This window comes from Hymenobacter perfusus, from assembly GCF_003944765.1.
In the GTDB taxonomy this organism is placed as follows: Bacteria; Bacteroidota; Bacteroidia; order Cytophagales; family Hymenobacteraceae; genus Hymenobacter; species Hymenobacter perfusus.
This window is the reverse complement of the sequence record NZ_RWIU01000006.1, coordinates 89,217-115,233: the sequence shown is the minus strand read 5'-3', so window position 1 is coordinate 115,233 and position 26,017 is coordinate 89,217. Positions and strand designations below refer to the sequence as shown.

Here is a 26,017-nt window from a genome sequence, read left to right as displayed (position 1 = left end):
ATAGGCAGGCTATACGCAGGCCGCGCGTCAGATGTTGAAAACCCCGGCCCGGCCGTTGGCGTTTGGGTAAGCAGGGCGAAGGTGGCGGCCCGCTCAACGCCGCCCGCCGTACCTTCGTCCGCTTTCCTTTTACTCCTTTATTTCCTGCTGCCCGTGTCTGCTGAACCCCGCAAGCCCCTGATTCTGATTTCCAACGACGACGGCATTACGGCCCCCGGTATTGCCGTGCTGGTACGCGTGATGCGCCGCCTGGGCGAGGTGGTGGTGGTAGCGCCCAACTCGCCGCAGTCGGGCATGGGCCACGCCATTACCATCGGCCACCCGCTGCGTCTCGATGCCAGTCATATTTTCGAGGGCGTGGAAGCCTACGAGTGCAGCGGCACCCCGGCCGACTGCGTGAAACTGGCCAAGCACCACGTCCTCAAGGACCGGCGTCCCGATCTGGTGGTATCGGGCATCAACCACGGCTCCAACTCCGCTGTGAACGTGCTGTACTCCGGTACCATGTCGGCCGCTATTGAAGCAGCCATTGAAGGACTGCCGGCTATCGGCTTCTCCCTCTGCGACTACGGCCACAACGCCGACTTCTCCCACGTGGAGCCCTGGGTAGAGCAGTTGGCCCGGCAGGCCCTGGCCCACGGCATCCCGCAGGGTACTGCCCTGAACGTGAACATCCCCAAAAAATCGGCCGAGCCCATTGCCGGCGTGCGCCTCTGCCGCCAGGCCCGGGCCAAGTGGCAGGAGGAATTCGACCTGCGCCACGACCCCTACAAGCGGCCCTACTACTGGCTGATCGGCTCCTTCGTGAACTTCGATAAAGGCCAGGATACCGACGAGTACGCGCTGGCTCACAACTACATTTCCATCGTGCCCTGCCAGTACGACCTCACCGCTCACGCCGCCCTGCGCGAAATGCAGACTACCTGGGACCTGAGCCCAACCCCCACCGGCCCCGCCGCACCGGCCCCCACCCTGGGCAGCGCCGAACCCGCCCCCGGCGAATCTGCCGAAGGACTAGGGTAGCGGTGATTTAGTGACTTAGTGAAATGGTGAGTTTGATGTTCAAATTGCTTCAATAGCACAAGCCGAACATCAAACTCACCATTTCACTAAGTTACTAAATCACCAGTTCACCACTTCCCCGGAAGCGTGACGCGTTTGGGATGCTGGGGTGGAGCGTGGCCGGGCTTGCGTACGACGGGCACGGCCGCCAGGTGGGGCGCGGCCGGTAGGGCCGGCGGCAGCAGGTGCCGCCCCAGCCAGAGCGCGGCCAGCAGGAAGGCGGCCCAAAACAGGAGCTTTTTCATGGTCGGGGTGGGAAGAAGGTCGGCGGTTACCAAAGCTACTTTCGCCCGCATGAAGGCTGCGTGAACCGGCCTATGGGAACAGCAAGGAAAACGTTGTGCCCTTGCCTTCCTCAGATTCTACCGTGAGCAGGGCCTTGTGGAATTCGGCAATGGTTTTGGCGATGGGTAGCCCCAGCCCGTAGCCTTCCGGGGCCGATGCCCCGGCCTGGAACCGCCGAAACCGGTCGAACAAATGGGGCAGGTGCTGGGTCGCAATGCCCGGACCGGTATCGGTAACGGACAGGCGGTAGCCACCCGCCTCGGGCTGGCCCTGCACCGTAATGCTGCCGCCCCAGCGGTTGTACTTGATGGCGTTGCTGACGAGGTTGAACAGCAGCGTGAACAGCAGCGTGCGGTTGGCTTCGGGCAGCACGTAATCGGGCTTTAACTCTTCCAACAGGCGGATTTCGCGCTGGGCCAGCCGGTCTTCCAGCTCGTTGGTCACGTCGGCCAGCACGGCGGCCAACGATACAGATTCGTCGCGCAGGAACTGCTCGTTTTCGATGTTGGCAATCAGCAGCAGGGTTTTCACCGTGTTGCGCAGACGATAGAGCGTCTTCTGCGAGTCCACGATTTTGAGGGAATGCGCGTGCCCCAGCGTGGGGTCCTGCAGCATGTTTTCAAACCTCGACTGCAGAATGCTCACCGGCGTCAGCAGCTCATGCGACACGTTCGACATGAACTCGCGCTCCTTCTCGAAGGCCGTTTGCACTCGCCGCATGGTTTCGCTCAGGCTGTCATCGAGGCGACGGAAGTCGGTGGTGGTGGTTTCGAGCGGCACGTAAGAGAAGGCCGACGGGTGATGCACGCCCTGCAGCTTGCTGCTGATGAGGTGCCGCAACGGCCGCAGCAGGTAATGGGCAAAGGCGGCATCGGTGAAGATGGTGAGCAGCGCCCCAATTACCAGCACCCACAGGGCCATGCGCCGCAGCGTATCGGTCAGCAGCTCCACCGTGGCCAGGGAGGAGCCGATTTCCAGCCGGTAGTTGCGGCCGCCGCTGGTAAACTGCTGACTCAGAATCCGGAAGTCTTCTACCTGATTGTCCACCTGCCGGGGCTCGTCGAAAATGCGGGGCGGGTGGGGGCGGTGCCTGCCCTCGGGCGGCAGCGGCGTGAGCGTAATGTACTCCTGCTTGAGGATGTTGTAATCGGCGTAAGCCTCACCCTGCACGAAGGCGGAAATACCATCCCGCTCAATCAGCTGCAACACCTCCGTACGCTTCTCGTGCAGGCGCTGGTCGGTGTGCGACACGGCCACCCGGCTCACAATGGGCGGAATCACCACGGCCCCCAGCAACACCAGCAGCAGCTTCGACAACGCATTGAATAGGGCGAGCTTAGCTTCGAGGCGCATGGGGTTTTTAATTAAGAATTAAGAATTAGCAATTAAAAATTACTCCTTCTCGAAGAGTTGCCGGGATGTTGGCCCAGAGAATATATCAATGGCTTTTAATTTTTAATTATCACCCGCCATGCGGTACCCGATACCCCGTACGGTTTCGAGAAAGTCGGCGGGGGCGAACTGGCCGAGCTTTTTGCGCAGGTTTTTGATGTGCACGTCGATGTAGTTGGAGTCGGAGTCGTCTTCCAGCACGTTGCCCCACAGGTGCTCCCCGAGCTGCAGCCGGGTGAGGACGCGGGTTTTGTGCAGCAGCAGATAATGCAGCAGGTCGAACTCCTTTTTGGTGAGGGCCACGTCCTGGTCGTGGTAGCGCAGGGTGCGGCCGGTGGCATCGAGCTGGAAGCCGTTGCCGAAGGTGAGCTCCTGGCGCTTGAGCCCGAACTTGCGGCGCGTGATGGCCTGCATCCGGCTTTGCAGCTCCAGCAGGGAGAAGGGCTTGGGCAGGTAGTCATCGGCCCCCAGGTCCAGGCCTTTCACCCGGTCGTCAATGGCTCCGCGCGCCGTCAGAATGATGAAGGAGGCCTCCTGCCGGTCGTTGCGGCGGGCTTCGCGGAGCAGATCCAGGCCGTCGCCGCCGGGCAGGCCCAGGTCCAGCAGCACAAAATCGTAGCTGTTCACGAATATTTTCTCCGACGCCTCGGCGTAGGTGTACGCCGAATCGACGAGGTACTGGGACTGGACCAGGAACTGCTGCACCTCGTGGTGCAGACTTTTTTCGTCTTCGATAATGAGAACGTGCATGGGGCCGTGACGCTAAGTGATGATGCAACATACGCAGCAACGCCGTGAAGGACGGATGAAGCCGGCTCCGACTGCCGCAAAACACCCTGACGGATACCTATCCGCGGAAGGGCTTTACCTTGCGCTTCCTCTCAATTTTTGCCGCCGTCTGTACCGTGTTACCTGTTCCCGCCACGCCGGTTTTGGTCAGCATCATCATCCCAACCTATAACGAAGCGGCCGGGCTGCCGGCTTTGTTGCAGTATCTGCGGGCCGGGGCCGACCCGGCGATGGAAGTGGTGGTAGCCGATGCCGGCAGTGCCGATGCCACGGCGGCCGTAGCCCGTCAGCACGGGGCTCGGGTGGTGGCCTGCCCGCAGCGCGGCCGGGCCATTCAGCTCAACCAGGGCGCGGCGGCGGCCAGCGGCGCAATCCTCTACTTCCTGCACGCCGACACGTACCCGCCGCCGGGCTTTGTGGCGGCCATCCGGGCGGCGGTAGCTTCCGGAGCGGGCAGCGGCTGTTTCCGGCTGCGGTTCGACCACTCACACTGGCTGTTGCGGCTGAGCGGGTGGTGTACCCGTTTTGATGTGGATATCATCCGGTTCGGCGACCAAAGCCTGTTTGTACGGCGGGAAGTTTTTGAGCGCGTGGGTGGCTTCCGGCCCGAACTACTGGTGATGGAGGACCAGGAAATTGTGGGTCGGCTGCGGCGGCACGGGTCGTTTCGGGTGCTGCCGGCCAGCGTGACCACCTCGGCCCGCAAATACCTGCAAAATGGCGTAGTGCGGCTGCAGGCCGGCTTCACGCTGCTCACGCTGCTCTACCGACTGGGCGTACCGCAGGCGCGGCTGGTGCGGCTCTACCGCCGACTGGTTACGAGTTGAACGGCTCGGCTTCATTGCCTGACTCAACGCAAAAAAGCACTTAGCTCCGATACCGTGGCAATGCCTAACTGCCGGGCCTGGCGGCGGCGCATCAGCAAAGCGTAGGTGTTGTTGAAACCGATGGGGGCCAGCCACTCCAGCTGGTAGCGGCGGCGGTACTCGCCGCGCACGTAGCGCAGCACCGCCGCCGGGTCCGGCCCCAACGAGTCTACTACAGCGGTGGGCGGCTGCAGCACCACCAGCAGGCCGGTGCCGGTGTATTCGGGGTATATATCAATGGCCCCGGTGCGCAACGCTTCGGCGCAGATGGTGGTGCCGCCCAGGCCGGTTTTGGCCTCCACGCCCAGGTTAGTGTATCCCCGGATCAGGGCCGCGTAGAGCTCCACCAGAATATACTGCTCCCCGAAAATCTTGGAGCCCAGCCGGATAACGCCGCCCTGCACCGGCCGGGCCGCTTGCCACAGCCCGCGCCGCCGCAGAAAGCTCTCAGCCACGGCCCGGGGCGTTTCGTGGCGATAATCTACCCGGTAATTCAGCTCCGTCATCACGGAATCGGAAAGCTGGCCAGCGAGGCGACCCAGCGCTGCCGCCAGTTCCGGATGCTGCCGCAGCACCTGCTGCCGTACCACGGGTACGGCCTGGTAGGGCGGAAACGCGTGCCGGTCGTCGCGCAGCACCTGCAGGTCGTAGGCCCGGATGCGGCCGTCGGTGGAGTACCCGTCGATCAGGTCCACGTCGCCGTGGCGGGCGGCCTCGTACACCAGGGCGGGTGCCAGTACTACCGAGGCCGGCCGCAACCCGTAGAGGCGCTGCAACCCCGGCAATCCATCGGAACGGCCCACAAACTCGGGGCTGAAACCGGCCAGCAGCTTACTGTTCGCCCGGGGCAGCAGGTACAGGCCCGCCAGCAGGGGCAGGGCCACCAGCAACGTCCGCCCGGCCCACACCAGGCGGCGGCCGGTCAGGTGCTGCACGCCCGCTAGCGCGGCATCAAATACCAGCGCCAACAGCGCCGTCGGAATGGCTCCGGCCAGAATCATGGCCGGATTATTCAGGGCAATGCCCCCGAAGATGAACTCGCCCAGGCCGCCCGCCGCAATGTAGGCCGCCAGCGTGGCCACGCCCACGTTGATGACGGCCGCCGTCCGGATGCCGGCCAGCAGTACCGGCAAAGCCAGCGGCAACTCCACCCGGCGCAGCACCTGGGCATCGGTGAGGCCCAGGCCCCGGGCCGCATCCACCACGGCCGCATCCACGCCCCGAATGCCGGTGAGGGTGTTGCGTACGATGGGCAGCAGCGAGTACAGGAACAAGGCCAGAATAGCCGGCCCCGGCCCGATGCCCAAGGCCGGAATCAGGAAGCCGAGCAGAGCAATGCTGGGAATTGTTTGCAGCACGCCGGCCGCGCCCAGCACCCACGGGGTCAGTCGGGGGCGGCGCGTGAGCAGCAGCCCCAGCGGCACGCCCACCAGCACCCCCAGCACCAACGAAGCCGCCGTCAGGCCGATGTGCTGCACTGTTTGCTGGCCCAGCTTATCGGCCTGCGCCTGCCAGAAAGTGAGTAGTTCCGTGAGGGTATTCATGCGGCGGAAAGCTGTTGCACCGCCCGGCCGAAAGCTGCCATGAGCGTAGCGTAAGTGAGCGGAACCGGGGCCAAATCCGGCCGGTTTGCCGGGGCACTAACCCACACCGTTGGCTCCGGTAACGGCTGGGCCGCCGTGGTGGATGCCTGGCTCAGTAGCTCCAAAGCAGCCTGAATGGTTGCATTAGGTGTAAGGATATTTGTAGCTGATTGATAGATACTTGAGTCGTCTGATTGCGAAGCTGAAAATCCGGCTGTCAATACGTCAGCCAGCCGTAACGTGCGGAGTTGCAGGCCCAACCGCTCGTCCTCGAAGAACTGCCGGACGAAGTCGTTGGCGGGGCGGAACAGCAGCTCGTGGGGCGTGCCCAGCTGCTGGGTCTGGCCGGCATTGAGCAGCAGAATCCGGTCGGCCAGCTCAAAGGCTTCCGTTACGTCGTGCGTTACCAGTACCACGGTTTTGCGGCGCAGCTCCGGCAACTCCCGAAACTCGCGGCGGATGCTGACCCGGGTGATGGGGTCCAGCGCCCCGAAGGGTTCGTCGAGCAGAATGATGGGCGGATCGGCGGCCAGGGCGCGGGCCAGTCCCACGCGCTGCTGCTGCCCCCCGGACAGCTGGTGGGGGTACTGCCGGGCGTAGCGTTCCGGCGGCAGGTGCAGCCGCCGAAGCAGCTCCTCGGTGCGGGCCGCCACCTGGGCCGGCGGGTGGCCCAGCAGCTGCGGCACCACGGCCACGTTTTCAGCCACCGTATAATGTGGTAGCAAACCCACCTGCTGAATCACGTAGCCGATGCCCCGGCGCAGCTGCTCGGGGCGCTGTTGGCGCACGTCCTGCCCGTTAATGACCACGGTCCCGGCGTCGGGCTCGATGAGGCGGTTGAGCATGCGCAGCAGCGTGGTTTTGCCGCAGCCGCTGGGACCCAGCAGCACCAGCGTTTCGCCGGCTTGCAGGGTAAACGACACGTCCTGCACCACGGCCTGGGAACCGTAATGCCGGGTGAGGTGGCGGGCTTCGATAACGGGAGCGTCCGGGGGCATAGGGTAGTCAAGGTAAACGCAAATCAACCAAAAAGGCCCTCCCGAATGGGGAGGGCCTCGCAGGTACTACCCGGCAAAGGGGCCGGAAGTTTATTTCTTCTCCACTTTCAGCACCGTCACCTTCCCATCGAGCACCACCCGGGCCAGGTACAAACCGGCTGGCAGCGCGGATAAACCGGGTAGCTCCAGCACGGCCGACTGGCTGAGGCGGCGGCTGAAATCGTGGGTGTACACGGTGCGGCCGGCCAGCGTGGTGAGCGTGACGGTGGCCGAGGCGGGCACTGCGCCGGGGCTGCTCACGAACAGCTCCAGCTTCTCGTGGAAGGGGTTGGGCGCGGCCGTGACGGTGGCAGTGCCGGCGGTGCGCTTAGCCGTCAGCGTCACCACCGAGGAGTAGGCGCTGGTGCCGTCCCGGTCCACTTGCCGCAGGCGGTAGTAGCGCGGGCCGGCCTGGGTGGTGGCGTGGCGGTAGGTGTAGCGGCGGGCCTGGGTGGAGTTGCCGGCGGCCACTACCCGGCCCACTGGCCGGAACGTGCGGCCATCGGCACTGGCTTCCACCTCAAACGCCTCCGAATTTACCTCCTGGGCCGTATTCCAGGTCAGCTCGGAATACGTGGCCGTGGCCTGGCCCCCGAAGGAGGTCAGCTGCACGGGCAGTGGCGGGTTGGAGAAGGTAGCCGTCTGGGCGTTGTAGGCCACGAAAGCCAGGTCGCTATTGCCGCTCAGCAGCACCCGGAATTTGCGGATGCTGCCCACGTTGCCGTTGGTAATACCAAAAGCACTCAAATCGGCGGCCCACAGGCGCAGGTCCCGGTCGGTGTTGCGGAAGCCGGCGGTCAGGCTCATGGGCCGCTGGGAGGCTTCGTAGAAGTCAGCCGTCCAGTTACCCACCGGATTAATGCTGGTGAAGGTCACCGTCACGGTATTGCCGATAACCTGGTTGTTGGCATCCAGGAACTGGTACTGGTCCTGGGAACCGGCCGGATCGGCAATCTGCGTTACCAGAATATCGGGGGTGCCATCACCCAACGAGGTAGCCACAACTTCGGAAATGGAGAAGTCGAGGGTGCCGCTGGGCACGTTGGCCGCGCCCGTCCCCAGGTTGAGGCCGTTGCGGCCGTCGCGCAGGTAAAACGGAATGTCGTTGGCCGGGGCCGGGGAGCTGGCACCGTTGGATACGTTGTCGTACAGTTCGCCTAGGCCGACTTTGGTGTTGCCACCAACGTTTCCGCTGAGTGCCAGCACGGGCAGAGCCTTGAACTGCGCGGGCGTGAAGGTCAGGTTGTTCGTGCCCAGCAACGCGTCATCAACTCCGGTGGAATACCGGACGCCGTTCAATGAGAAGGCCAGCAGATCGTGCGAGTTGTTGGGTTTGACGGGGTTTTTGGCCGTGGCCGAGCTTTGCCAGAAACCGCCGAAGCTGGTGACGACTTCCGTGACGTTGTTCACGGCCTGAGCGTGCGCCACGGCAGCGCCTGCCAGCAGGGCAGCCGTGAGCAGAGTGTGTTTTTTGAGCATAGGAAAGAATGGATGCAGGTGCGTAATCGGGTCGTAATTGATTGCCACACAAGGGAGTGGTGGCCGGGCAGGGGTAGGATCGTGCAAAACTATGGCATAATTTCGAGGCGGCCTAACTGGAATGCCAGAAATTAGCCGAAAAATGCTGGTTCGATTTTCCGGTGGTGTAGCTGCTCTATTTGCCCGAAAAGTCCCTTGCTTTGTGGCTTGTTCGCATCTGGCCAGTTCCTGCTTCCAGCTCTAAAAACACCTTCTCTGTTTATGAAACGTCGCCTTTCTCCGCTGCTGGCTTTATCGGCTTTACTGGTGCTGTTGCTCGGTAGCAATTGCGGCCGTCAGGTTTTGCAGAACCACTATGCCAAAGGGCTCGATACCCACATTTACATCGTGCGCCACGGCGAGAAGGAGCTGACGCCCGGGCTGGCCGACCCGCCGCTGACTGCGGCCGGGCAACAGCGGGCCCTGGCCCTGCGCGAGGCGCTGAAGAACAACGGTATGCTGGCCGGCGTGTTCAGCACTGCCACCGCCCGTACCAAAGGCACTGCCCAGCCCCTGGCCGATAACCTCAAACTGCCCGTGCAAACGTACGATGCCCGGCAACTGGCGGCCCTGGCCCGCCGCGTCCGGCAGGAGTACCGGGGCAGGAGTGTGCTGGTAGTAGGGCATTCCAATACCATTCTGGAAACGGTGGAAGCCTTCGGGGCCACCCGGCCCGTGCCTACTATCGGCGACAATGAGTACGACTACCTGCTGGAAGTGCGCATCCCCCGCGACTCCACCCGCCAGCCCACGGCCACAGCCCGCCGCTACGGCGCCGTCAGTCACTAAATGCAGGCAACCCTGCAGTTGGTTTCGGTTCTATTGGGCACATTTACGCGAATTCCTATTTCTCTCCTTTCCTGATGCGTACACCTTTTTTCCGCCGGGCCCTGGGGCTGGCTGCCGTGCTGCTGACCACCGCGCCGCTGGCGGCCACCGCCCAAACCACCACTACCGACTCGCTGGCCATCCGCAAAATCTACGACGAGGCGCTGGCCCACGGGCAGAGCTACGAAAACCTGCGCTACCTCACCGGCCAGATTGGCGGCCGGCTCAGCGGCTCGCCCCAGGCCGAACAGGCCGTGCAGTGGGGCAGGGTGACGATGGAAAAAATGGGCCTCGACCGGGTGTATCTGCAGGAAGTAATGGTGCCGCACTGGGAGCGGGGCGCGAAGGAAAAAGCTCAGGTGAAGGGTTCTAAAGGCAAGGGCCTGACGCTGAATGTGTGCGCCCTGGGCGGCTCGGTAGGTACCAATGGCAAGCTGAAAGCCCAGGTGATTGAGGTGCAAAGCCTCCAGGAACTGGCCGCGCTGCCCGCTGACAAGGTGAAAGGCAAATTTGTGTTCTTCAACCGCCCTATGAACCCGCTGCACGTGGAAACCGGCCGGGCCTACGGTGAGGCCGGTGACCAGCGCCGCAGCGGCGCTGCCGAGGCCGCCAAGCGTGGTGCCGTGGGGGCGTTGGTGCGCAGCCTCTCACTGGCCCACGATGATTTTCCGCACACCGGCATGATGCGCTACGACGAGAACGGGACCAAAGTGCCCGCCGCCGCCCTCAGCACCAACGGGGCCGACGAGCTAAGTCAGTTGCTGAAGGCTGATTCTGATCTGACCGTGGAGCTGGAAATGAGCTGCCGCCAGCTGCCCGAAACCAAGAGCTACAACGTCATCGGCGAAATCAAGGGCTCCAAATACCCGGCGGAAATCATCAGCATCGGCGGCCACCTCGACTCCTGGGACCTGGGTCAGGGTGCCCACGACGACGGCACCGGCTGCACCCAGAGCATGGAGGTGCTGCGCTTGTTGAAAGCCACCGGCCTGCGGCCCGAGCGCACCGTGCGGGCGGTGCTGTTCATGAACGAGGAAAACGGCGTGCGCGGCGGTAACAAGTACGCCGAGCAGGCTAAGGTCCTCGGCGAGAAGCATCTGGCCGCCATGGAATCGGACGGCGGCGGCTTTACGCCCCGGGGCTTCAATATTGAGGCCGACCCCGCCACCGTACGCAAAATCCAGACCTGGCAGCCGCTGCTGCGCCCTTACGGTAGCGCCGAGTTTCAGCCCGGCCATTCCGGCACCGATATCGAGCCCCTGAAAAGCCAGGTCAAAGCCCTCATCGGCTTCGACTGCGACTCGCAGCGTTACTTCGACATCCACCACACCGCCGCCGACACGTTCGACAAAGTCAACCGCCGCGAGCTGGAGCTGGGTGGGGCCAGTATGGCCGCGCTGGTGTACCTGATTAGTAAATACGGCTTGTAAGGTTCCGCCTTTTGGTACTTCCGCCCCGTATCAGATGCTGCCGTTTGCGTAGCACTCTGGTACGGGGTTTCGTATGTGGAACCATGTCAGTTCGTCTTCCTGATGCCATTGTACCTGCTTGCTTTGTTGCTGCCTGAGCCCCTGCATAGTGCGGTGTGGAATCTCAAACAGGAAATCCACCGTCGCACGGGGAGCCGCAACGTGGTGCGCCTGCCGCCGCACATTACCCTGCTGCCGCCGCTGCGGCAGCCTGCTACGTTTGCCACCGAACTTCTGCCATTGCTGGCTCGTTTCGCCCGCCAGCAAGCTGCCTGCGCATTCCGACTGGAGAATTTTGCCTGGTTTCAGGACCGGACGCTATACGTGCGGGTAACCGAGGATACCGGGCTGCTGCAGTTTCACGCGGCCCTCTATGCCCAGTTGCGGCTGGAATTACCGGTTGTACCGCAACCCGAGCGTCCGTTCGTGCCCCACGTCACGCTGGCCACCCGCGACCTGCCGCCGGCGCTGGTGGCAGGTCTGCGGCAGGAATTTGCCCGGCGCACGTATCAGGCGGCCGGCTGGTTGCAGGAACTGGCCTTTTTCCACCACGATGGGCAGATGTGGCAGGAAGTAGAACGGTTCATTCTACCGTTGCCACCAAACGCGAAAAACCCCGGCTAACCTATAATAAGGAAGCCAGGGTTTTCGGTAAATATCGGGGGCAGGCTATTCGGCGCTGGCGTTCTTTTTAGGACGGCCGGGGCGTTTGCCGGTGGTGCTTACGGCGCGCGGCTTGCGCTCCTTCTTTTCCACTTTGTATTCGGGGTCGAGCATTGTATTCAGCTCGCTCATCAGCTCATTCACCTTCGCTACATGCTTCCGGATTTGCGTCAGTACGGCGTCATTATCTTCGGCGTTAGCCAGAATTTGTTGCAATTTGTTCAGGTCAGCAGTTGCCATGGGAGTGAAAATAGTATTTGAAGAGAAAAAGCGGGAGTCAAAGGTGAAGGTTTTTTCCGGGGTTGACAAATAAACCGACTAAAATGAGGTAACGGCTACCCGGAAAAACAATTGATAAGCAGCAAAATAATTACCGCCAGGGTATTTGAAAAGTGAGACTAACAGCCGGCAAAATAGCGGTCCGTCCGAATTCAGTACTCCATACGATGATAAGCCAGCTAGGTTTCTTCTGCCGCCGCACAATCTTCCCTGGTAAAATACGGGTGGCTGCCAGAAGCTTATCTGACCGTTGGTGTCCTGTGTCAATAGGCCGGAGAAATAATTTTATGACATAAAAACAGCCTTTTTTGAGCACCGGAAAAGGCTGTTTTTCTTTGTTGATGGACAGCCGTTAATTCTGCTCCGGAATTTGAAATAGCTCGTCAGACTTTGGGGGTAAAATACTTTCGGTATGGCGGTTGAGCGCCTACTTAGTAGGGGAGTCGCTCTGGACTGTGGGAACGTACTGCGCACGTTTATAGGATGTTATATGTACGGCTGGCAACCCGGCGTGGATGAAGAGCCGGGTGATTTTCGTGACCTGCCATACGCTCGAATCCCGGTTTTCGTGTATGCCAGCCGTGCCTTCTGCCAGCACGTTCACATCCTGGTTTTCCTTCAGGATTGCGGTTGGTTTGCTCAGAGCTTCCTGGTCTTTTACATCTACTTCGGTAGCGCCAGATTCGAGCAAAATTTGCCCGGAAAGTGACACCTGCACATTGCCGTTGCGCACATCTACTGGTAAATCCTGCGCATTAAATTCCGATAGGGTGTCATTTGCTTTCTTGCGGAGTGCTTTTAAGATGGTATTCTGCTGATCTGCAATGCGCTGCATATCCGCAATTCACTGTTTCTTGTCGTAGAAATCGGCTGCTAATTCGAGTAGCCAGGGCGCTCGGCTCAAGGTGATATTTAATTAACCTACCGGCTATTTTTTGGAAATTAAGCTGGTGCGCAGCTCTTCCTTGTGCGGAAGTTTCTTCCTGCAGATTAGTTTTCTCTGCCTATAACTGGTCGCGTGACCGGGGCGTAGCAGGTTGCTGCGTTTGCAGCGCGGTATATTTTTTCCCGGGGAGCACAACTATCAGGGTCATGAGTAGTTCAATCTCGCAGATTACAGTAAGTAGAGAAGTTGGCAAAGAATATTTCATAAAGAAAAAACGAGATAGAAAACAATTATGCCGACGCTGACGCACAAGATAAAGGCTGAGCGAGGAGGTACATTGCCCCAGCTGGCCAGTGGTGTAATGCCGGCATACCGCCTTTATCGTATCTTCGGAAGTTCAAGAATTTACCGCTGTATTTATCGTTTTTTCGTTTGCGCTTTTCTCTCATTCCAGGGCTGCTGCTCACTCTGATTGTGCTCCGGGTGCATGCGCAGCCACTGCCCACCGCCCGATACTGGGTCAGCTTTCGGGATAAAGCCCACCAGACGCTGCGGCCGACGTCCTATTTCCACCCGGCCGCCCAGGCCCGCCGCCACCGCCAGCACCTGCCCGCCGCCGATAGCACCGACTTGCCGGTTCGCCTCGACTACGTGGCGCGGGTGCAGTCGGCCGTGGATACGGTGACGCTGGTGAGCCGCTGGTTTAACGCGGTGGCCTGTCGGGCGACGCCGGCCCAGGCTGCCCGCCTGCGCTGGCTGCCCGGCGTGCGCAGCGTGGAAGCGTGGCCTACGCATGATCTGCTCCCCGCCAGTCGGCCCGCCGCGCTGGCCCGGCCCCTGACGGCCGCCGACCGTTCCTTGGCCCGCCGCCAGACGGCTTCCCTGGGTGGGGCCGATTTCCGGCAGGCCCGCCTCAACGGTCAGGGCCTGCGCATTGCCATTTTCGACGTGGGCTTCAACGGGGCCGACCAGCACGCCGCGTTTGCGCACCTGCGGCGGCGGCAGGCCGTTGTGGCTACCTATGATTTTCTGCGCCACACGCCCGATGTGTATCAGGGCGGCAACCACGGCACGGAGGTGCTATCCTGCATTGCCGGCCAGCTGCCCGACAGTACCTACCTGGGCCTGGCGCCTGGGGCCGAGTTTCTGCTGGCCCGCACCGAGCAGATGTACCGGGAGCGGTACGCCGAGGAAGAGGCCTGGCTGGCCGCCGCCGAGTGGGCCGACCGTAACGGAGCCGACATCATCAATTCCTCTCTGGGCTACACCGACCGGCGCTATTTCCCTGAGCAGATGAACGGCCGCACGAGCCTAGTGGCCCGCGCCGCCGAACTGGCCGTGCGCAAGGGTATGCTGGTGGTAAACGCGGCCGGCAACGACGGTGACGACCCCAAATGGCGCACCGTGGGCACCCCCGCCGATGGCGACTCGGTACTAGCCGTCGGAGGCCTCGACCCCGATACCTACCTGCACATCGAGTTCAGCAGCTACGGGCCGGCTCCAAGCAAGCGGCTCAAGCCCAACGTGGCGGCTTTCGGGGCGGCTATTACGGCCGTGCCGGGCGGCTACTCCCGTACCGAAGGCACGTCGTTTTCCAGTCCGTTGGTGGCCGGGTTTGCCGCCTGCGTGTGGCAGCAGCAGCGAAATTTATCGGTAATGGAGCTGTTCCGGCAGTTGCAGCAGGCCGGGCAGCTCTATCCGTACTTCGATTACGCCCACGGCTACGGCCTGCTGCAGGCCCGTTATTTCACCGCCCCGGCTGCCGCCGCTACCGCGCCCACGTTCGATTTTGTCCGGCAGGATTCACTGGTGCGCTTGATTATCCGGGCGGAGGCGGCGTTTGTGCCGGCCCGCACGCTGCCGCTATTTGCCGATTCGGTGCAGGCCGTCACGCCGGCCGGGGCCGCGCCGGTAGCGGCCGTGGGGCAGGAGCAGGCCCGCCCGGTACCGCCCACACCCCAGCCCGAGGAGCAGGTGGCCCCCACGCCGCCCGCGTACCTGTATTGGCAATTGCTCGATGCCCAGGGCAACCTGCTGCGCTATGAGGTGCTGGAAGTAACCCAGCGGGCCGTGCTGCGGCTGCCGCTGGCGCGCCTTACGGCCGGTACCCGACTGCGGGTGCATTACAAAGGCTACACTGAAACGTATTCCGGTCAATGAATATCCGTCTGATTACGGCCGGCGCACTGCTGGCGCTGGGTCTGGCCGCTGGCCCAGCCGCTCAGGCGCAGCGCGTGCTGTTCCGGGCCGACCCCGCTACTGACTCGATGCAGGTAAGCTACGGGCCCAACCGCCGGTTTTACCAGCACCTGTTGCTAGGGTACGCGCCCGTGATAGGCCGCCCCGACGGCAGCGGAGCCGCTTTGCGGTACTTCAAATCGGCGGAGCCGTTCATTGGAGTGCGCAATAAGTTTCGGCTCAACAACGCGGCTTCGGTAGGGTTTGATGTGCGCTATGCCCGGCTGGTTTACGCCCTGGAGCAGAACAGCCAGAAGCTGCTGCCCGATGCCACGTTGCACCAGCAGGAGTCCATTGTGTTGTCGCAGGTGCAGCTGGAGCCGTTTGTGCGGCTGGGCTTCGGGCGGCGCGGCAACGTGATTGGCCGCTACCTGGACCTGAGCGGCTGGGGCGGCTGGGTGATGGCCACGTCGCACCGTACCGAGGACGAGCCCGGTACCGGCGGCAGTGCCCGCACCGTGGTAGTCGAGCACGGCCTGAACTACCTGCGCCGCTGGCCCTTCGGGGTGGCTACCCGACTGGGCAGCGGCCGGTACGCTTTCACGGCCCGCTACCGCCTTTCCGATACTTTTACCGCCGGAGCGAATCCGGTCTATGTGGAACTTCCGCGCTGGCTGGTGGGGTTGGAGCTGGGATTGTTTTAAAAATCAGGGAAAAAAGCCCGGTTGGTATAGCCTGCCGTTGCATTTGTCCCGTAAATAGGCCTGTAACCGGTTGCTGTTGCAACCGCCCCCGGCCGGCTCTGCTCTCACAGGGCTCAGGGGACTTCTCCCGATTGCTGCTGGTATAGCTGGTGGTAGGTTTTGTATTTTGCCGAACTGGTTTAACGATGGTTCATTCCTCTTACATGAAAAACTTTGTACTCCCCGCCGCCGGAGCCCTCTTTTTGCTCCAGCTGTCTTCCTGCATCAACACGGAGCGCGAGGTGGGGACTTCTAAAAATACTGACCGCGTCTTCACGCCCACACCCGAAGCCAACCGGGGCCGCGTGTCGGCCCAGACGGTGCTGCGCACGGTGAATGCGGCGCACAGCTTCTCCAGTCCCAAAACCAAGGACAAATTCGTGCTGCAACTGCGGGGAACCAAAATTGCCACGTCGCAGGCCTACTTCATCATTGTGGGACCTACCGGCGACACCCTGCGCAAGGAAATGATGCCGGCTACGGCCCTCATCAACGAGCGGAACCTGGATGACCCGCAGGCCGCTACCGTGCGCGACAAGGAAATTGCCATTTTGCAGGGCATGAACAACTTCTTCAGCGAAGACCGGTTCATGCAGCCCGCCGTGGCCCGCACCGCCACCCAGCCCGAAAACGTGGACGCCCAGACCTGGACTTCAGTAAAGGAGGATGCCCGCGCCGTGGGCTTCGACTATCCTTCGGCCGATGGCCGGGAGCGTCGGCTGGCCTACTCCAAGAAGCTGGGCCGCGCCGTGGTAGTAGCCGAATAAGCAGGTAGCATAAGGCCAAGCAGCAAAAAGCTCCGCCCGATATCGTATCGGGCGGAGCTTTTTGCTGCTTGGCCTTATGCTATGGCTATGGCATGGTGAACGCCAGATCGAAGCTCACCACGCTGGCCTGGAAGTCGATGTTACGTTTGTAATAGGCGTAGCGCACATCCAGCGACTTGAATTTGGCCACCTTGCGGCCACCGGCCCCATTGCTGAACGGCGTTTTGAAACGCGAAATACCGTACACCGGCGAGTAGCGCAGCCCCAAACCATACTTGTTGGCCGAGAACTTCGAGAGGTCGTAGTCGGAGGTATAGAATTCGTCGCCGAGGCTGTGCTGGGCATAGGCGGCGAAGTATTTGGCGGCCGTCTGGGTGTGGTAGCGGTAGAAAGGGTACACCACGAAAAAGGGCGTCACCTTCAGCGGCGCTTCCAGTTCCAGGGTGTGGGCCGTAATGCCGAAGTTATCATTGTAGAAGCGGTAGAAGCCACGCAGCTGCACCAAATCGGAAGCGTAGTAGCTCACGCGCAGGCCCACCGGGTACTTGAAGCGGCGCTGGGGCAATTGCTCCACCTTCGGCAGTGTGCTGCCCTGGAAATACACCCGGTGGAAGGGCGTGCTCAGCAGCCCGCTCTGGTACACCAGTTCGGTGCTCACGGCCAGTTGCAGCCGCTGGCTGATCACCTGCGAGTACACCAGGTTCAGGTTGTAGCTCTGGCGCGTGTCGGTGGGGACCAGCATCTGGCCGGTGCGCAGCTCGGTGGGGTAAATCAGCTTGGCCTTGTCGAAGAACGCCTGCCCGGCCACGCTCAGCTCCCGGTTGCCATCCTGCGAGGCCTTGGCCCACGAGGCGGCCACGTTCACCGAGAAGTAGTCGTACTCCTTCGAGACGCCGCCGCCCACCCCAACGATGCGGTGTTTGGCCTTGTTCTCACGCGAGTAGCCCAGATCTACGTGGTAGCGGGCATCGTGGGAGGAAGGGGTGGAGAGGTACAGGCCTTCCACGCCGTCAATGCGGTCGGTGGAGGCCGAGGCGTAGAAGTCGGCGCCGATGTTGGCCGTGAGGCGGCTGACGGTATCGAGCGGGATGTTGAGGATGATAGTGGGCGTGACGTCGGTGAGTTGCTCAGTGCCCTGGCCGCCCTGCACGGCCCCGTGGGAGCCGTCCTGCTGGTAGTAGCTGCCGAGGATGTTCACTTCCGTTTCGCCGGGTGAGGCCGTACTGACGTTAGTAGCAGAAGGCGTGGCAGGCACCCCGGAGCCGTCAATGCGGTTGGGCGTGAGCCCACCCTGCGCCAGCGCCAGCCCCGGCAGCAGCAGCCCGGCCGCCACCGGCAGCACGCGGCTACTGCGGAGAATAAAGGAGAAATTCATAGTAAAAACGAGGGGAGTTGTGTGGGGAAGGAACCTCTGGCCCGTCATTCCTCGGCAAGCTCGGAATGACGGTTTGATAGCCAGCTAACCGCTAATTGCAGCCGCAGCCGCCGCCGACTTTGCCGCCGTTGGCGCCGCCGGCTCCTTCCCGGTAGCTTTCAAAGTTGGATTCGTACACTTCTACCCGCTTGTTGGCGAGCTTCATGTCCTCGTCGTTGAGATACACTTTTTGATAAGCGGCCACCGACACGCAGCCGGAGAGGCTGGTAGCGGCGGCCAGTAGCCCGACCAGCCCCAGCAGAGGGAGGCGCAGGCGCGAAAAAACAGGAATTCGGTTCACGGGTGAGGGGAGAAAAAGGGCGAAGAAACAGCGCCGGCCGCTACGGCCGCGGAGCGGGTACGGCGGGCACCGGGGCGTTGTTGCGTAGGTAGCGGACCTGCATGTTTTTGGACACCAGCGTACGGTTGTCGTCGGTGATGAGGGTACAATCTACGCCTTTCAGCGTGTTGATGAAGGCCAACCCGTCGACGGGCCCTTTCACAAATACGACCTCATCCAAACAGTCGGCCAACTCCACATCGGGGCAGATAATGGTGACAGAGCGCAGGCCCGTAGCGGGCATGCCGGTGGCGGGGTTGATGATGTGCCCGTACACCCGGCCGGCCGAGGTAAAATACTGCTCGTAGTTGCCAGCCGTCACCACGGCCACATCGGTTACCTGCACCCAGGAGGAGATGCTGCCGGGGTGGTCCGGGTCGCCGATGGCCACGCGCCATAAGGAGCCATCGGCCTGCCGGCCCCAGCACAGGATGTCGCCCGAGCCGTTGAGCAGGCCGCCTTTGATGCCCAGCTTGTCCAGTACCTGCCGGGCCCGTCGGATGCCGTAGCCCTGCAGCACGCCGGCCAGATTCATCCGCATGCCTTTCTCCTTGAGCATGACGGTGCGTTTGGTCGGGTCGAGCAGCACATTGCGGTAGTTGATGCGGGCCACGGCCGCTTTCATCACGGCTGCGTCGGGCAGTGGGTGCTCCTGCCGGTCGAACCGATAAATCTTATCGGCCGAGGCAAACGTGACGTCAAACGCCCCGCCGCTCAGCTCTGAGATGCGCAGGGTACGCTGAATCAGGTCGAATACTTCCTGGTCAACCGCCACCGGCCGCAGCCCGGCGGCGCGGTTAATCCGGGTAATCTGGGAAGTAGAATCCCAGAACGACATTAGCCGGTCGATGCGGCGGGTTTCGGCAATGGCGGCGTTGAGGGCGTTCCAGCCCAGCGTATCGTTATCGGCCACCACCGTGTAGGTGAAGTGGGAGCCCATGAGGCGGGCTTCCTTAGAGAAGTTGCGCGGATGACCGGGAGCAGCAGCGGCAGCCAGCGGCAGCAGGCCCAGCAGCCAGAAAAACCGAAAAAAACGCAGAAGCATGGCGGCAGCAGAACAGGGTAAAAGAAACGGCCGGTGCCGCCGACAAATCGGGCACCGGCCGCTGGTAAACTACGGGTTATTTCTGCGCCAGCAGGCTGTTCAGGTGATTGGTGTAGGCAGTGGCTCCGCCGGCCCGGTAGCCGGTTTTGGCCAGCACCTTGCCCTCGGGCGAGAGTAGCACCACCAGCGGGAAAGAGCCTTCCTTGTTCAGCTTGGCAGCGGCCTGTTCGTTCTGCTTGGTTTGCTCGGCCGGGAGCTTGTTTTTCTTGCTGCGCGGGAAGTCGAAGCGGGCCAGTACCAGCTTGCCCTGGGCGTATTGCTCAAACTCGGGCTTGTCGAACACTTCTTGCTTGAGCATAATGCAGGGTTTGCACCAGTCGGAGCCCGAGAAAACCGCCAATACGGGGCGGCCGGTGGCTTTGGCCTGCTGCAGGGCGGCCTCAAGGGTAGTGTTCCAGGTAGCAGCGGTGGTAGCGGCCGAAGCTGGGGCCTGGGCGAAGGAAACGGGGGCGGAGCCGGTCAGCAACAGGGAAAACGCGGCGGCAAAGAGGGGAGTGCGCATCAGAAGGGCGGTCTTGAAAAGAGAACAGAAAATCCTGAGCCGTGTACGGGGCAACCACCGTGCCGTTGTAAAGAAAAACGCGGAACAACTTCATTGAAAAGCAGTCCCGCGTTCTTTACTCCAATCACCGGTTCAAACGTACGGTTCACTGCATGAACGCCGGGTGAAGAAACGGGGCAGCTGGTAGAAAATTATCGGAATGGATGTCGGTAGCTGACCTCTGACCGATGACGTAGCAACCTCAGCTTACATCAACCGGCCCGACGGCTGCCAGACCGGTACCTACACCGGCCGCAGCGCTACCCAGCCGGTGCGGCCATCGGCCTGGCGCACCAAGCGGTAGCCGCCAAACTCGCCCAGCACCGAAACGACCGTCTGGGCCGGGAGGTAGGCTATGGCGGGGGCATCGGGCAGGGGGAAGGAGCGAAGCTCGGCCACGGCCGCCAGGTTTTCGCGGCGCAGCGCGGCGGCCGTCAGCACGGCTTTGGCGGGCACGAAGCCGGTGCGGCCGGCCGGCAGCTGCACCCGCAGCCACTCAGCGGTAGCGCCCAGCACCAGCAGCGGGGTGGCCCGGGTAGCCGAGGCCGCCACTACGGCGGTAGTCGTCGGCGTGCGGCGCAGATTCAGCTTCGCTTCGCGGGCTCGTACCCACTGGCCCAGGCGGGCCGGCAGCACTTTCGGAGCCGACAGCACCGCATCGGCGCGGCGCACGAAGGGGAACGGATCCACAGCACCGTTGCGGTACACGCCGAAGTGCAGGTGGGGCGGGGTAGTTTTGGCGTTGCCGGTATTGCCCACCAGGCCCAGCGTATCGCCGGGCTTCACCTGTTGGCCGGCCTGCACCAGCTGCTTATCGAGGTGGGCGTAGTAAAGATGCTGGCCGTGGTCGGTATCGGCCAGCCACACCACCCGGCCCCCGCGCGGGGTTTCCTGCACCCGCGTGATGTAGCCGCGGGCGGCAGCCACTGCGGGCGTGCCGCGCTGGGCAAAAATATCGATGCCCTCGTGGCGACGGGCCCCACCGTCCCGATCAACACCCCAGAACGAGCCCACGGCCACATCCGATTTGCCTTTCACCGGGAAGCCCAGGCTCGGCTCCCGCCGGATGTGCAGGGTGTAACGGCCGCCGCGCAGCAGCTCGGGCTGCACCCGCAGCAGGTGCTGACGGTCGGCCTCGGCCACGTAGCGGAAGCTCAGGTCGGCAGTATCGGCCGAGGCCAGAGGGCGCGGAGCTGAGCGGTCGGGGTTCAGCTCGAAAGCATCCACGAATACCTTGGGGGCGCGGGTGCCGGGGGCCAGCGTGAGGCTGATGTGGATGGCCTCGCCCTGCCGCACCTGGTAGCGCAGGCCAGTGGCCACGGCCCGGTCGGCCGGGAAAAAGCCCGATTCCTGAAAGGGCAGCTTTACCACCAGCGAGTCGCGCAGGGCCTGGTCGGCGGCCCGCAGCCAGTCGCGGCCCAGGGCCGTTTCGGCGAGGCCGGCCTGCTTGATTTTGTGGGCGTAGGCCTCGTGCGGGGTGCGGGCCTGAAAGATGCCTTGCAGCGTCTGGCTCTGGCTGCAGGCGGTAAGAAATAGGACAAACAGAACGGCGGGCAGAGCCCGGAGTCGGTGCAGCATGGAACGGGGATGGATAATAGAGAACAGGTAATTGGATAAACCCCAGCCGCGGCGGAGTAGTTCGGCTTCCGTCATTGCGAGGACGAAGGACGAAGCAATCCTGCCTTTTCATGGTGATAAGCCTTGTAATTCGAAAAGCCTTTATCCTGTGGTGGAGTCTGAAAACCATGCGGAGCAGCCACTTGCCTCGACAAATACAGGCGTATGAGTTTTGGGAGTAGATCAAGTACCGGCCCTGTCATTGCTTCGTCGTACCTCCTCGCAATGACAGGGCCGGTACTTTGCCCTTTGACTTTCTACCTTTGACTTCAAATTTCCCACCCATGCTCCACCTCACTGAATGCCCCCGCGACGCCATGCAGGGCTGGCCCGCCTTCATCCCCACCGTCGATAAAATCGGCTACCTCAACGCCCTGCTCCGGGTGGGGTTTGATACGCTCGACTTCGGCTCCTTTGTGTCGCCGAAGGCCATTCCGCAGCTGGCTGACACGGCCGAGGTGCTGGCCAGTCTTGATCTGAACCAATCAAAAACCCAGCTGCTGGCCATTGTGGCCAACCTGCGCGGGGCCGAAACTGCCGCCCAGTACCCGCAAATCCGGTTTATCGGCTTCCCGCTTTCGGTATCCGAAACCTTCCAGCAGCGCAACACCAACAAAAGCATTGCCCAGGCCCTCGACGACGTGGCCCGCATGCAGGAGCTGTGTGCCCGCACCGGGCAGGAGCAGGTGGTGTACCTGAGCATGGGCTTCGGCAACCCCTACGGCGACTCCTGGAGCCCCGCCGTGCTGGGCGAGTTCACCCAGAAGCTCGACGCGCTGGGTGTGGGCATCGTGGCGTTGTCGGATACCATTGGGGCCAGCACCCCGGCCACCATTGCCCCCGCCTTCCGGGAGCTGACGGCCGCTTACCCACACATTCGTTTCGGGGCGCACCTGCACACCACGCCTACTACCTGGCGCGAGAAGGTGCAGGCCGCCTACGAGGCCGGCTGCCGCTATTTTGATGGTGCGCTGGGCGGCTACGGCGGCTGCCCCATGGCGGCCGATGAGCTGACAGGCAACATGCCCACCGAGCGGCTCCTGGACTTTGCCGCCGAGGCTGGGGCCGCGCCGGAGCTGAATCGGGAGGCCCTGGCCGAGGCGCTGGAGTGGAATCAGCGCATATTTACGGGGCATTAGCTGTACTTTGCCATTCCGACGCAGGAGGAATCTGGATTAAGCCGTACTAACGATTTGACCCAGATTCCTCCTGCGTCGGAATGACAGTTCTTACTAACCTCTAACATTATGCCAGCCCCTCAAGTCGACCTGTTCATTCCCTGCTTTGTTGACCAGCTTTTCCCCCACACGGCCCTGAACATGGTGAAGGTACTGGAGGCGGTGGGCTGCCAGGTGCACTACAACGCCAACCAGACCTGCTGCGGCCAGCCCGCCTATAACGCCGGCTACAAGGAGCAGAGCTGTGAGGTGGCCCGCAAGTTCCTGGCCGATTTCCCCACCGAGCCGGAGCACTATATCGTGAGTCCGTCGGCTTCCTGCATCGGGATGGTGCGCAACACTTACGCCGATTTGTTCGAGGGCACGCCCGACTCGGGCCGCTACCACGGGGTGCAGCGCCGGGCGTTTGAGCTGACGGAGTTTCTGGTGGACGTGCTGGGCGTGAAGTCGATTCCACAGGCCCGGCTCAGCGGCAAGTACACCTACCACGACTCCTGCTCGGCTTTGCGCGAGTGTGGCATCCGCGAAGCTCCGCGCCAGCTGCTGGATGCCGTGCCGGGTCTGGAGCGGCTGGAAATGGCCGAAACCGAAACCTGCTGCGGCTTCGGCGGCACCTTTGCCGTGAAGTTCGAGGCCATTTCGGTAGCTATGGCCGAGCAGAAGGTGGAACACGCCCTGGCTACCGGCGCCGACTACCTCATCAGCACCGACACCAGTTGCCTCATGCACCTCGACGCCTACATCCGCCGCGAGAAAAAGCCCCTCAAAACCCTGCACGTGGCCGATGTGCTGGCTAGTGGCTGGTAGCCCCTGACAGAACATTTACTGGCCTGTTTCGCCGTTTGACAGGCAATTACTTTTAGAAAGTGTTTTTGAATGATACAGCAGAAACAGGTTTTTACCGCTGTTATACTAATTAGCCTGATCCTCGCTTTGAAAGATTTACGCAAATTCCTGCGCTATCGACATCTAAAGCAGTCCGGTATACCTGCAACTGCTGTAATTGTAGCAGTGAGGTGTATTCCTCAGAAAAATGCCCCACTCACGCAAATAGATATTGAATACAAAAATCGGGCTGGCCAACTTCAAAAAGCACAGGTTTTTGCACCTAAATATGATGACTCCTTTGATTATGTGGTTGGTAATGAAATTGGTATTAGATATGACTCTTTACGTTCCGAATGTTGCGAAGTAGAAAATACGCTACATACACCGTGGTGGAGAAGCCCATTATCAAGTGCTTTAATTCTACTTGCAATAGTTGTTTTTGTGTTGGGTCTTTTGTGCAAATGGTGGTAGGTTAAACTTTAACTCCATCAAAAAGCCCTTTCCTGCTAGAACAGAAAAGGGCTTTTTGATGGAGTTAGATTCTACTTACGTTAGATATTCCTGAGTAACTGCCCAATCCGCGTCTTCAACTCCTCCGAGCCTTCCACCAGCGGCAGGCGTACGGCATCGGCGCAGAGGCCTTGGGCAGCCAGGGCGGCTTTCACGCCTACGGGGTTGCTCTCCTCGTACATCAGCGGGTTCAGCTCCGCGAAGCCGAACAGCAGCTTGGACGCGGCCGGGAAGTCGCCGGCCAGAGCGGCGCGGGTCATGTTGGAGAAGCGGCGGGGGAAGGCGTTGGCCAGCACCGAGATGATGCCCACGGCCCCGAAGCTGATGAGCGAAGTCGTCATCATATCGTCGCCGGAAATCAGCAGGAAATCGTCGGGCTTGGCGGCGGCAATGGCAATGCACTGCTCCAGGTTGCCGCTGGCTTCCTTGATGCCGATGATGTTGGGGTGCTGGGCCAGCTCCAGCGTGGTGGCAGCCGTGAGGTTGGAAGCCGTTCGGCCGGGCACGTTGTAGAGCAGCACCGGTACCGGCGAGGCATCGGCGAGGCGCTGGTAGTGGACCACGATGCCGCGCTGGGTGGGTTTGTTGTAGTAGGGCGAGGCCGAGAGCAGGGCCGCAATGCCCGTGAGGTCGGTGCTGCGGATGGTGCGCTCCACGGCGGCCGTATCGTTGCCGCCGATGCCGTACACCAGCGGCACGCGGCCGGCTACGTGCTCCTTGGCGACGCGCAGGATTTCGGCCTTTTCCTCGGTGGTGAGGGTCGGCGACTCGGCCGTGGTGCCGTTGATGACGAGATATTCCACTCCGCCGTCAATGGTGAAATCAATGAGCCGGCGCAGGGCCGGGTAGTCCACGGCGCGGTCGGGGGTGGGAGTAAAGGGGGTGACGAGGGCGACGCCGGTACCACGAAGGTTGTCCATGCGGAAAATTAGCGGTTGATTTGTAGAGGGAAGTCCTGCGGCGAAGATACAATGCCCTTGCCCAAGGTCGGCCTTTCATCCTTAAAAGTACGACTTGGAGCCTCTCAGGTCGCGTTATCCTTCTTCATGAACTTCCCCAAGTATCCCGTGCTGGCCGCCGCGCTGGCCACCCTGGGCGCCCTCAGCGCCTGCAACGACGCCAAAAACGCCACCGCCTCCGAAACGGCGGCCGTAGTGAACAAGGCCCAGGACGCGGCCGATTCGGCCAGTACCGCCGCCACGCCCACGGCCGGCAACGCCTCGGCCGCCAGCACCAGCGCCGGCTCCCCGGCTACTATCCCCGCCGGGCAGCGCGCCGATGCGGCCACCATCACGGCCCGGCCGCAGGTGCCCATCCTGTGCTACCACCAGATCCGCGACTGGCGCGCCAAGGACTCGAAAGGGGCCAAAGACTACATCGTGCCAGTGGCGCAGTTTCGGGCTCAGATCAAGATGCTGGCCGATTCGGGCTACCACACCATCCTGCCTGATCAGCTGTATGCCTACCTGACCACCGGCGCGGCTCTGCCCAGCAAGCCCATCATGCTGACCTTCGACGATACCGACCTCGACCAGTTCACGGAGGCCCGGCCGACGCTGGACAAGTACGGCTTCAAGGCGGTGTACTTCATCATGACGGTGAGCCTGGGCCGGCCCAACTACATGAGCAAGGCGCAGGTGAAGCAGCTTTCGGATGAGGGCAATGTCATCGGCTCGCACACCTGGGACCACCACAACGTGAAGAAATACGAGGGTAAGGACTGGGTGACGCAAATTGAGGAGCCCACCAAAAAGCTCGAAGAAATTACCGGCAAGAAAATCAACTACTTCGCCTACCCTTTCGGTTTGTGGCGTCCCGAGTCCATCCCCGAGCTGAAAAAGCGCGGCATGGATGCGGCCTTCATCCTGGCTGAGAAGCGTGACCAGCAGGACCCGCTTTACACCATCCGCCGCATCATTGCCAGCGGCTACTGGAGCCCCCGCACCCTGCACAACAGCATCGTGCAGAGCTTCTAGGATAGAAGGGAGAGGCGAGACATGAGCAGTGAGACGCACGGGCCGCTGTCATTGAGAGGACGCAGGACGACGCACCCGAAGGACAGCGCAGCTAATCCGTCCTTTTCTCAGAGTAAAGTTTCGATCTATACAAAAAGCCCCCTTCCGTGCGCACGGAAGGGGG

General features: G+C 61.9%; 26 protein-coding genes. 12 read left to right on the top strand and 14 right to left on the bottom strand.

The window, feature by feature from the left end; translation table 11 throughout:
• Window positions 1-153 precede the first annotated feature (153 nt).
• Window positions 154-1,023 (top strand): 5'/3'-nucleotidase SurE, encoded by an 870-nt coding sequence (gene surE, locus EI293_RS17175; RefSeq protein ID WP_394343409.1) that lies wholly within the window; start codon window positions 154-156, stop codon window positions 1,021-1,023.
• A 107-nt stretch (window positions 1,024-1,130) separates the two neighbouring features.
• Here surE and EI293_RS22145 read toward each other — a convergent pair whose 3' ends face one another.
• The 3 genes from EI293_RS22145 to EI293_RS17165 form a co-directional block, all read right to left on the bottom strand.
• Window positions 1,131-1,307: a hypothetical protein gene (locus EI293_RS22145; protein WP_170170419.1), complete on the bottom strand. Its 177-nt coding sequence runs from the start codon at window positions 1,305-1,307 to the stop codon at window positions 1,131-1,133.
• Window positions 1,308-1,377: 70 nt separating this feature from the next.
• A complete protein-coding gene (locus tag EI293_RS17170) occupies window positions 1,378-2,700 on the bottom strand; it encodes a sensor histidine kinase (RefSeq protein WP_125439779.1) in 1,323 nt (440 codons plus the stop codon).
• Window positions 2,701-2,802: 102 nt separating this feature from the next.
• Entirely contained in the window at window positions 2,803-3,489 is a 687-nt protein-coding gene (locus tag EI293_RS17165) for a response regulator transcription factor (RefSeq protein WP_125439778.1), read from the bottom strand.
• 155 nt (window positions 3,490-3,644) lie between these two features.
• Here EI293_RS17165 and EI293_RS17160 point away from each other — a divergent pair, with 155 nt between their 5' ends.
• Window positions 3,645-4,355: a TIGR04283 family arsenosugar biosynthesis glycosyltransferase gene (locus EI293_RS17160; protein ID WP_246010709.1), complete on the top strand. Its 711-nt coding sequence runs from the start codon at window positions 3,645-3,647 to the stop codon at window positions 4,353-4,355.
• A gap of 23 nt (window positions 4,356-4,378) precedes the next feature.
• On the opposite strand, the gene EI293_RS17155 is transcribed toward EI293_RS17160, so the two are convergent.
• The 3 genes from EI293_RS17155 to EI293_RS17145 form a co-directional block, all read right to left on the bottom strand.
• Window positions 4,379-5,938 carry a glycine betaine ABC transporter substrate-binding protein gene (locus tag EI293_RS17155; RefSeq protein WP_125439777.1) on the bottom strand — a complete coding sequence of 520 codons (1,560 nt, stop codon included), beginning with the start codon at window positions 5,936-5,938 and terminating at the stop codon, window positions 4,379-4,381.
• Window positions 5,935-6,975, bottom strand: a complete 1,041-nt coding sequence (locus tag EI293_RS17150) for an ABC transporter ATP-binding protein (RefSeq protein WP_125439776.1) — start codon at window positions 6,973-6,975, stop codon at window positions 5,935-5,937. Before EI293_RS17150 ends, EI293_RS17155 begins: the two co-directional genes overlap by 4 nt.
• Before the next feature lie 90 nt (window positions 6,976-7,065).
• Window positions 7,066-8,493, bottom strand: a complete 1,428-nt coding sequence (locus EI293_RS17145; protein WP_125439775.1) for a T9SS type A sorting domain-containing protein — start codon at window positions 8,491-8,493, stop codon at window positions 7,066-7,068.
• A 261-nt stretch (window positions 8,494-8,754) separates the two neighbouring features.
• Here EI293_RS17145 and EI293_RS17140 point away from each other — a divergent pair, with 261 nt between their 5' ends.
• From EI293_RS17140 to EI293_RS17130, 3 genes are all read left to right on the top strand, one after another.
• Window positions 8,755-9,321 (top strand): SixA phosphatase family protein, encoded by a 567-nt coding sequence (locus tag EI293_RS17140; protein ID WP_125439774.1) that lies wholly within the window; start codon window positions 8,755-8,757, stop codon window positions 9,319-9,321.
• A 74-nt stretch (window positions 9,322-9,395) separates the two neighbouring features.
• On the top strand, window positions 9,396-10,790 hold the full coding sequence (locus tag EI293_RS17135; RefSeq protein WP_125439773.1) for a M28 family peptidase: 1,395 nt from the start codon (window positions 9,396-9,398) through the stop codon (window positions 10,788-10,790).
• Window positions 10,791-10,892: 102 nt separating this feature from the next.
• Window positions 10,893-11,453, top strand: coding sequence for a 2'-5' RNA ligase family protein (locus EI293_RS17130; protein ID WP_125439772.1), 561 nt, complete (start codon window positions 10,893-10,895; stop codon window positions 11,451-11,453).
• A gap of 45 nt (window positions 11,454-11,498) precedes the next feature.
• Here EI293_RS17130 and EI293_RS17125 read toward each other — a convergent pair whose 3' ends face one another.
• Together EI293_RS17125 and EI293_RS17120 are read right to left on the bottom strand one after the other, a co-directional pair.
• Complete coding sequence (locus EI293_RS17125) at window positions 11,499-11,732, bottom strand: hypothetical protein (protein WP_044001972.1); 234 nt, start codon at window positions 11,730-11,732, stop codon at window positions 11,499-11,501.
• Window positions 11,733-12,198: 466 nt separating this feature from the next.
• Entirely contained in the window at window positions 12,199-12,606 is a 408-nt protein-coding gene (locus tag EI293_RS17120) for a hypothetical protein (RefSeq protein ID WP_125439771.1), read from the bottom strand.
• A 483-nt stretch (window positions 12,607-13,089) separates the two neighbouring features.
• On the opposite strand from EI293_RS17120, the gene EI293_RS17115 reads away from it, so the two are divergent.
• The 3 genes from EI293_RS17115 (at window position 13,090) to EI293_RS17105 (ending at window position 16,345) form a co-directional block, all read left to right on the top strand.
• Entirely contained in the window at window positions 13,090-14,817 is a 1,728-nt protein-coding gene (locus EI293_RS17115; RefSeq protein ID WP_125439770.1) for a S8 family serine peptidase, read from the top strand.
• Complete coding sequence (locus EI293_RS17110; RefSeq protein ID WP_125439769.1) at window positions 14,814-15,539, top strand: hypothetical protein; 726 nt, start codon at window positions 14,814-14,816, stop codon at window positions 15,537-15,539. Before EI293_RS17115 ends, EI293_RS17110 begins: the two co-directional genes overlap by 4 nt.
• A 203-nt stretch (window positions 15,540-15,742) precedes the next feature.
• Window positions 15,743-16,345: a hypothetical protein gene (locus tag EI293_RS17105; RefSeq protein ID WP_125439768.1), complete on the top strand. Its 603-nt coding sequence runs from the start codon at window positions 15,743-15,745 to the stop codon at window positions 16,343-16,345.
• 85 nt (window positions 16,346-16,430) lie between these two features.
• On the opposite strand, the gene EI293_RS17100 is transcribed toward EI293_RS17105, so the two are convergent.
• The 5 genes from EI293_RS17100 to EI293_RS17080 form a co-directional block, all read right to left on the bottom strand.
• The gene (locus EI293_RS17100; RefSeq protein ID WP_170170418.1) at window positions 16,431-17,720 is read right to left on the bottom strand and encodes a DUF3570 domain-containing protein; all 1,290 of its coding nucleotides are present in this window, start codon (window positions 17,718-17,720) and stop codon (window positions 16,431-16,433) included.
• A gap of 91 nt (window positions 17,721-17,811) precedes the next feature.
• Entirely contained in the window at window positions 17,812-18,000 is a 189-nt protein-coding gene (locus EI293_RS17095; RefSeq protein ID WP_317127228.1) for a DUF4266 domain-containing protein, read from the bottom strand.
• Window positions 18,001-18,100: 100 nt separating this feature from the next.
• Complete coding sequence (locus tag EI293_RS17090) at window positions 18,101-19,144, bottom strand: FAD:protein FMN transferase (RefSeq protein ID WP_125439766.1); 1,044 nt, start codon at window positions 19,142-19,144, stop codon at window positions 18,101-18,103.
• Window positions 19,145-19,220: 76 nt separating this feature from the next.
• Window positions 19,221-19,706, bottom strand: a complete 486-nt coding sequence (locus tag EI293_RS17085; protein WP_125439765.1) for a thioredoxin family protein — start codon at window positions 19,704-19,706, stop codon at window positions 19,221-19,223.
• Between the two features lie 282 nt (window positions 19,707-19,988).
• On the bottom strand, window positions 19,989-21,323 hold the full coding sequence (locus EI293_RS17080) for a peptidoglycan DD-metalloendopeptidase family protein (RefSeq protein ID WP_125439764.1): 1,335 nt from the start codon (window positions 21,321-21,323) through the stop codon (window positions 19,989-19,991).
• Window positions 21,324-21,646: 323 nt separating this feature from the next.
• Between EI293_RS17080 and EI293_RS17075 the strand changes: the two genes are divergently transcribed.
• From EI293_RS17075 to EI293_RS17065, 3 genes are all read left to right on the top strand, one after another.
• A complete protein-coding gene (locus EI293_RS17075; protein WP_125439763.1) occupies window positions 21,647-22,501 on the top strand; it encodes a hydroxymethylglutaryl-CoA lyase in 855 nt (284 codons plus the stop codon).
• 108 nt (window positions 22,502-22,609) lie between these two features.
• Window positions 22,610-23,347 (top strand): (Fe-S)-binding protein, encoded by a 738-nt coding sequence (locus tag EI293_RS17070; protein WP_125439762.1) that lies wholly within the window; start codon window positions 22,610-22,612, stop codon window positions 23,345-23,347.
• 69 nt (window positions 23,348-23,416) lie between these two features.
• Window positions 23,417-23,839 (top strand): DUF3592 domain-containing protein, encoded by a 423-nt coding sequence (locus EI293_RS17065; protein ID WP_125439761.1) that lies wholly within the window; start codon window positions 23,417-23,419, stop codon window positions 23,837-23,839.
• A gap of 80 nt (window positions 23,840-23,919) precedes the next feature.
• On the opposite strand, the gene dapA is transcribed toward EI293_RS17065, so the two are convergent.
• Window positions 23,920-24,798, bottom strand: coding sequence for a 4-hydroxy-tetrahydrodipicolinate synthase (gene dapA / locus EI293_RS17060; RefSeq protein WP_125439760.1), 879 nt, complete (start codon window positions 24,796-24,798; stop codon window positions 23,920-23,922).
• Between the two features lie 126 nt (window positions 24,799-24,924).
• Here dapA and EI293_RS17055 point away from each other — a divergent pair, with 126 nt between their 5' ends.
• Entirely contained in the window at window positions 24,925-25,854 is a 930-nt protein-coding gene (locus tag EI293_RS17055) for a polysaccharide deacetylase family protein (protein WP_125439759.1), read from the top strand.
• Window positions 25,855-26,017 lie beyond the last annotated feature (163 nt).

Bases quoted from the DNA above. Each gene is read 5' to 3' on its own strand.
- EI293_RS22145 (WP_170170419.1), bottom strand. From the start codon at position 1,307: ATGAAAAAGCTCCTGTTTTGGGCCGCCTTCCTGCTGGCCGCGCTCTGG.
- EI293_RS17170 (WP_125439779.1), bottom strand. From the start codon at position 2,700: ATGCGCCTCGAAGCTAAGCTCGCCCTATTCAATGCGTTGTCGAAGCTG.
- EI293_RS17165 (WP_125439778.1), bottom strand. From the start codon at position 3,489: ATGCACGTTCTCATTATCGAAGACGAAAAAAGTCTGCACCACGAGGTG.
- EI293_RS17155 (WP_125439777.1), bottom strand. From the start codon at position 5,938: ATGAATACCCTCACGGAACTACTCACTTTCTGGCAGGCGCAGGCCGAT.
- EI293_RS17150 (WP_125439776.1), bottom strand. From the start codon at position 6,975: ATGCCCCCGGACGCTCCCGTTATCGAAGCCCGCCACCTCACCCGGCAT.
- EI293_RS17145 (WP_125439775.1), bottom strand. From the start codon at position 8,493: ATGCTCAAAAAACACACTCTGCTCACGGCTGCCCTGCTGGCAGGCGCT.
- EI293_RS17140 (WP_125439774.1), top strand. From the start codon at position 8,755: ATGAAACGTCGCCTTTCTCCGCTGCTGGCTTTATCGGCTTTACTGGTG.
- EI293_RS17135 (WP_125439773.1), top strand. From the start codon at position 9,396: ATGCGTACACCTTTTTTCCGCCGGGCCCTGGGGCTGGCTGCCGTGCTG.
- EI293_RS17130 (WP_125439772.1), top strand. From the start codon at position 10,893: ATGCCATTGTACCTGCTTGCTTTGTTGCTGCCTGAGCCCCTGCATAGT.
- EI293_RS17125 (WP_044001972.1), bottom strand. From the start codon at position 11,732: ATGGCAACTGCTGACCTGAACAAATTGCAACAAATTCTGGCTAACGCC.
- EI293_RS17120 (WP_125439771.1), bottom strand. From the start codon at position 12,606: ATGCAGCGCATTGCAGATCAGCAGAATACCATCTTAAAAGCACTCCGC.
- EI293_RS17110 (WP_125439769.1), top strand. From the start codon at position 14,814: ATGAATATCCGTCTGATTACGGCCGGCGCACTGCTGGCGCTGGGTCTG.
- EI293_RS17105 (WP_125439768.1), top strand. From the start codon at position 15,743: ATGAAAAACTTTGTACTCCCCGCCGCCGGAGCCCTCTTTTTGCTCCAG.
- EI293_RS17100 (WP_170170418.1), bottom strand. From the start codon at position 17,720: ATGAATTTCTCCTTTATTCTCCGCAGTAGCCGCGTGCTGCCGGTGGCG.
- EI293_RS17090 (WP_125439766.1), bottom strand. From the start codon at position 19,144: ATGCTTCTGCGTTTTTTTCGGTTTTTCTGGCTGCTGGGCCTGCTGCCG.
- EI293_RS17085 (WP_125439765.1), bottom strand. From the start codon at position 19,706: ATGCGCACTCCCCTCTTTGCCGCCGCGTTTTCCCTGTTGCTGACCGGC.
- EI293_RS17080 (WP_125439764.1), bottom strand. From the start codon at position 21,323: ATGCTGCACCGACTCCGGGCTCTGCCCGCCGTTCTGTTTGTCCTATTT.
- EI293_RS17075 (WP_125439763.1), top strand. From the start codon at position 21,647: ATGCTCCACCTCACTGAATGCCCCCGCGACGCCATGCAGGGCTGGCCC.
- EI293_RS17070 (WP_125439762.1), top strand. From the start codon at position 22,610: ATGCCAGCCCCTCAAGTCGACCTGTTCATTCCCTGCTTTGTTGACCAG.
- EI293_RS17065 (WP_125439761.1), top strand. From the start codon at position 23,417: ATGATACAGCAGAAACAGGTTTTTACCGCTGTTATACTAATTAGCCTG.
- dapA (WP_125439760.1), bottom strand. From the start codon at position 24,798: ATGGACAACCTTCGTGGTACCGGCGTCGCCCTCGTCACCCCCTTTACT.
- EI293_RS17055 (WP_125439759.1), top strand. From the start codon at position 24,925: ATGAACTTCCCCAAGTATCCCGTGCTGGCCGCCGCGCTGGCCACCCTG.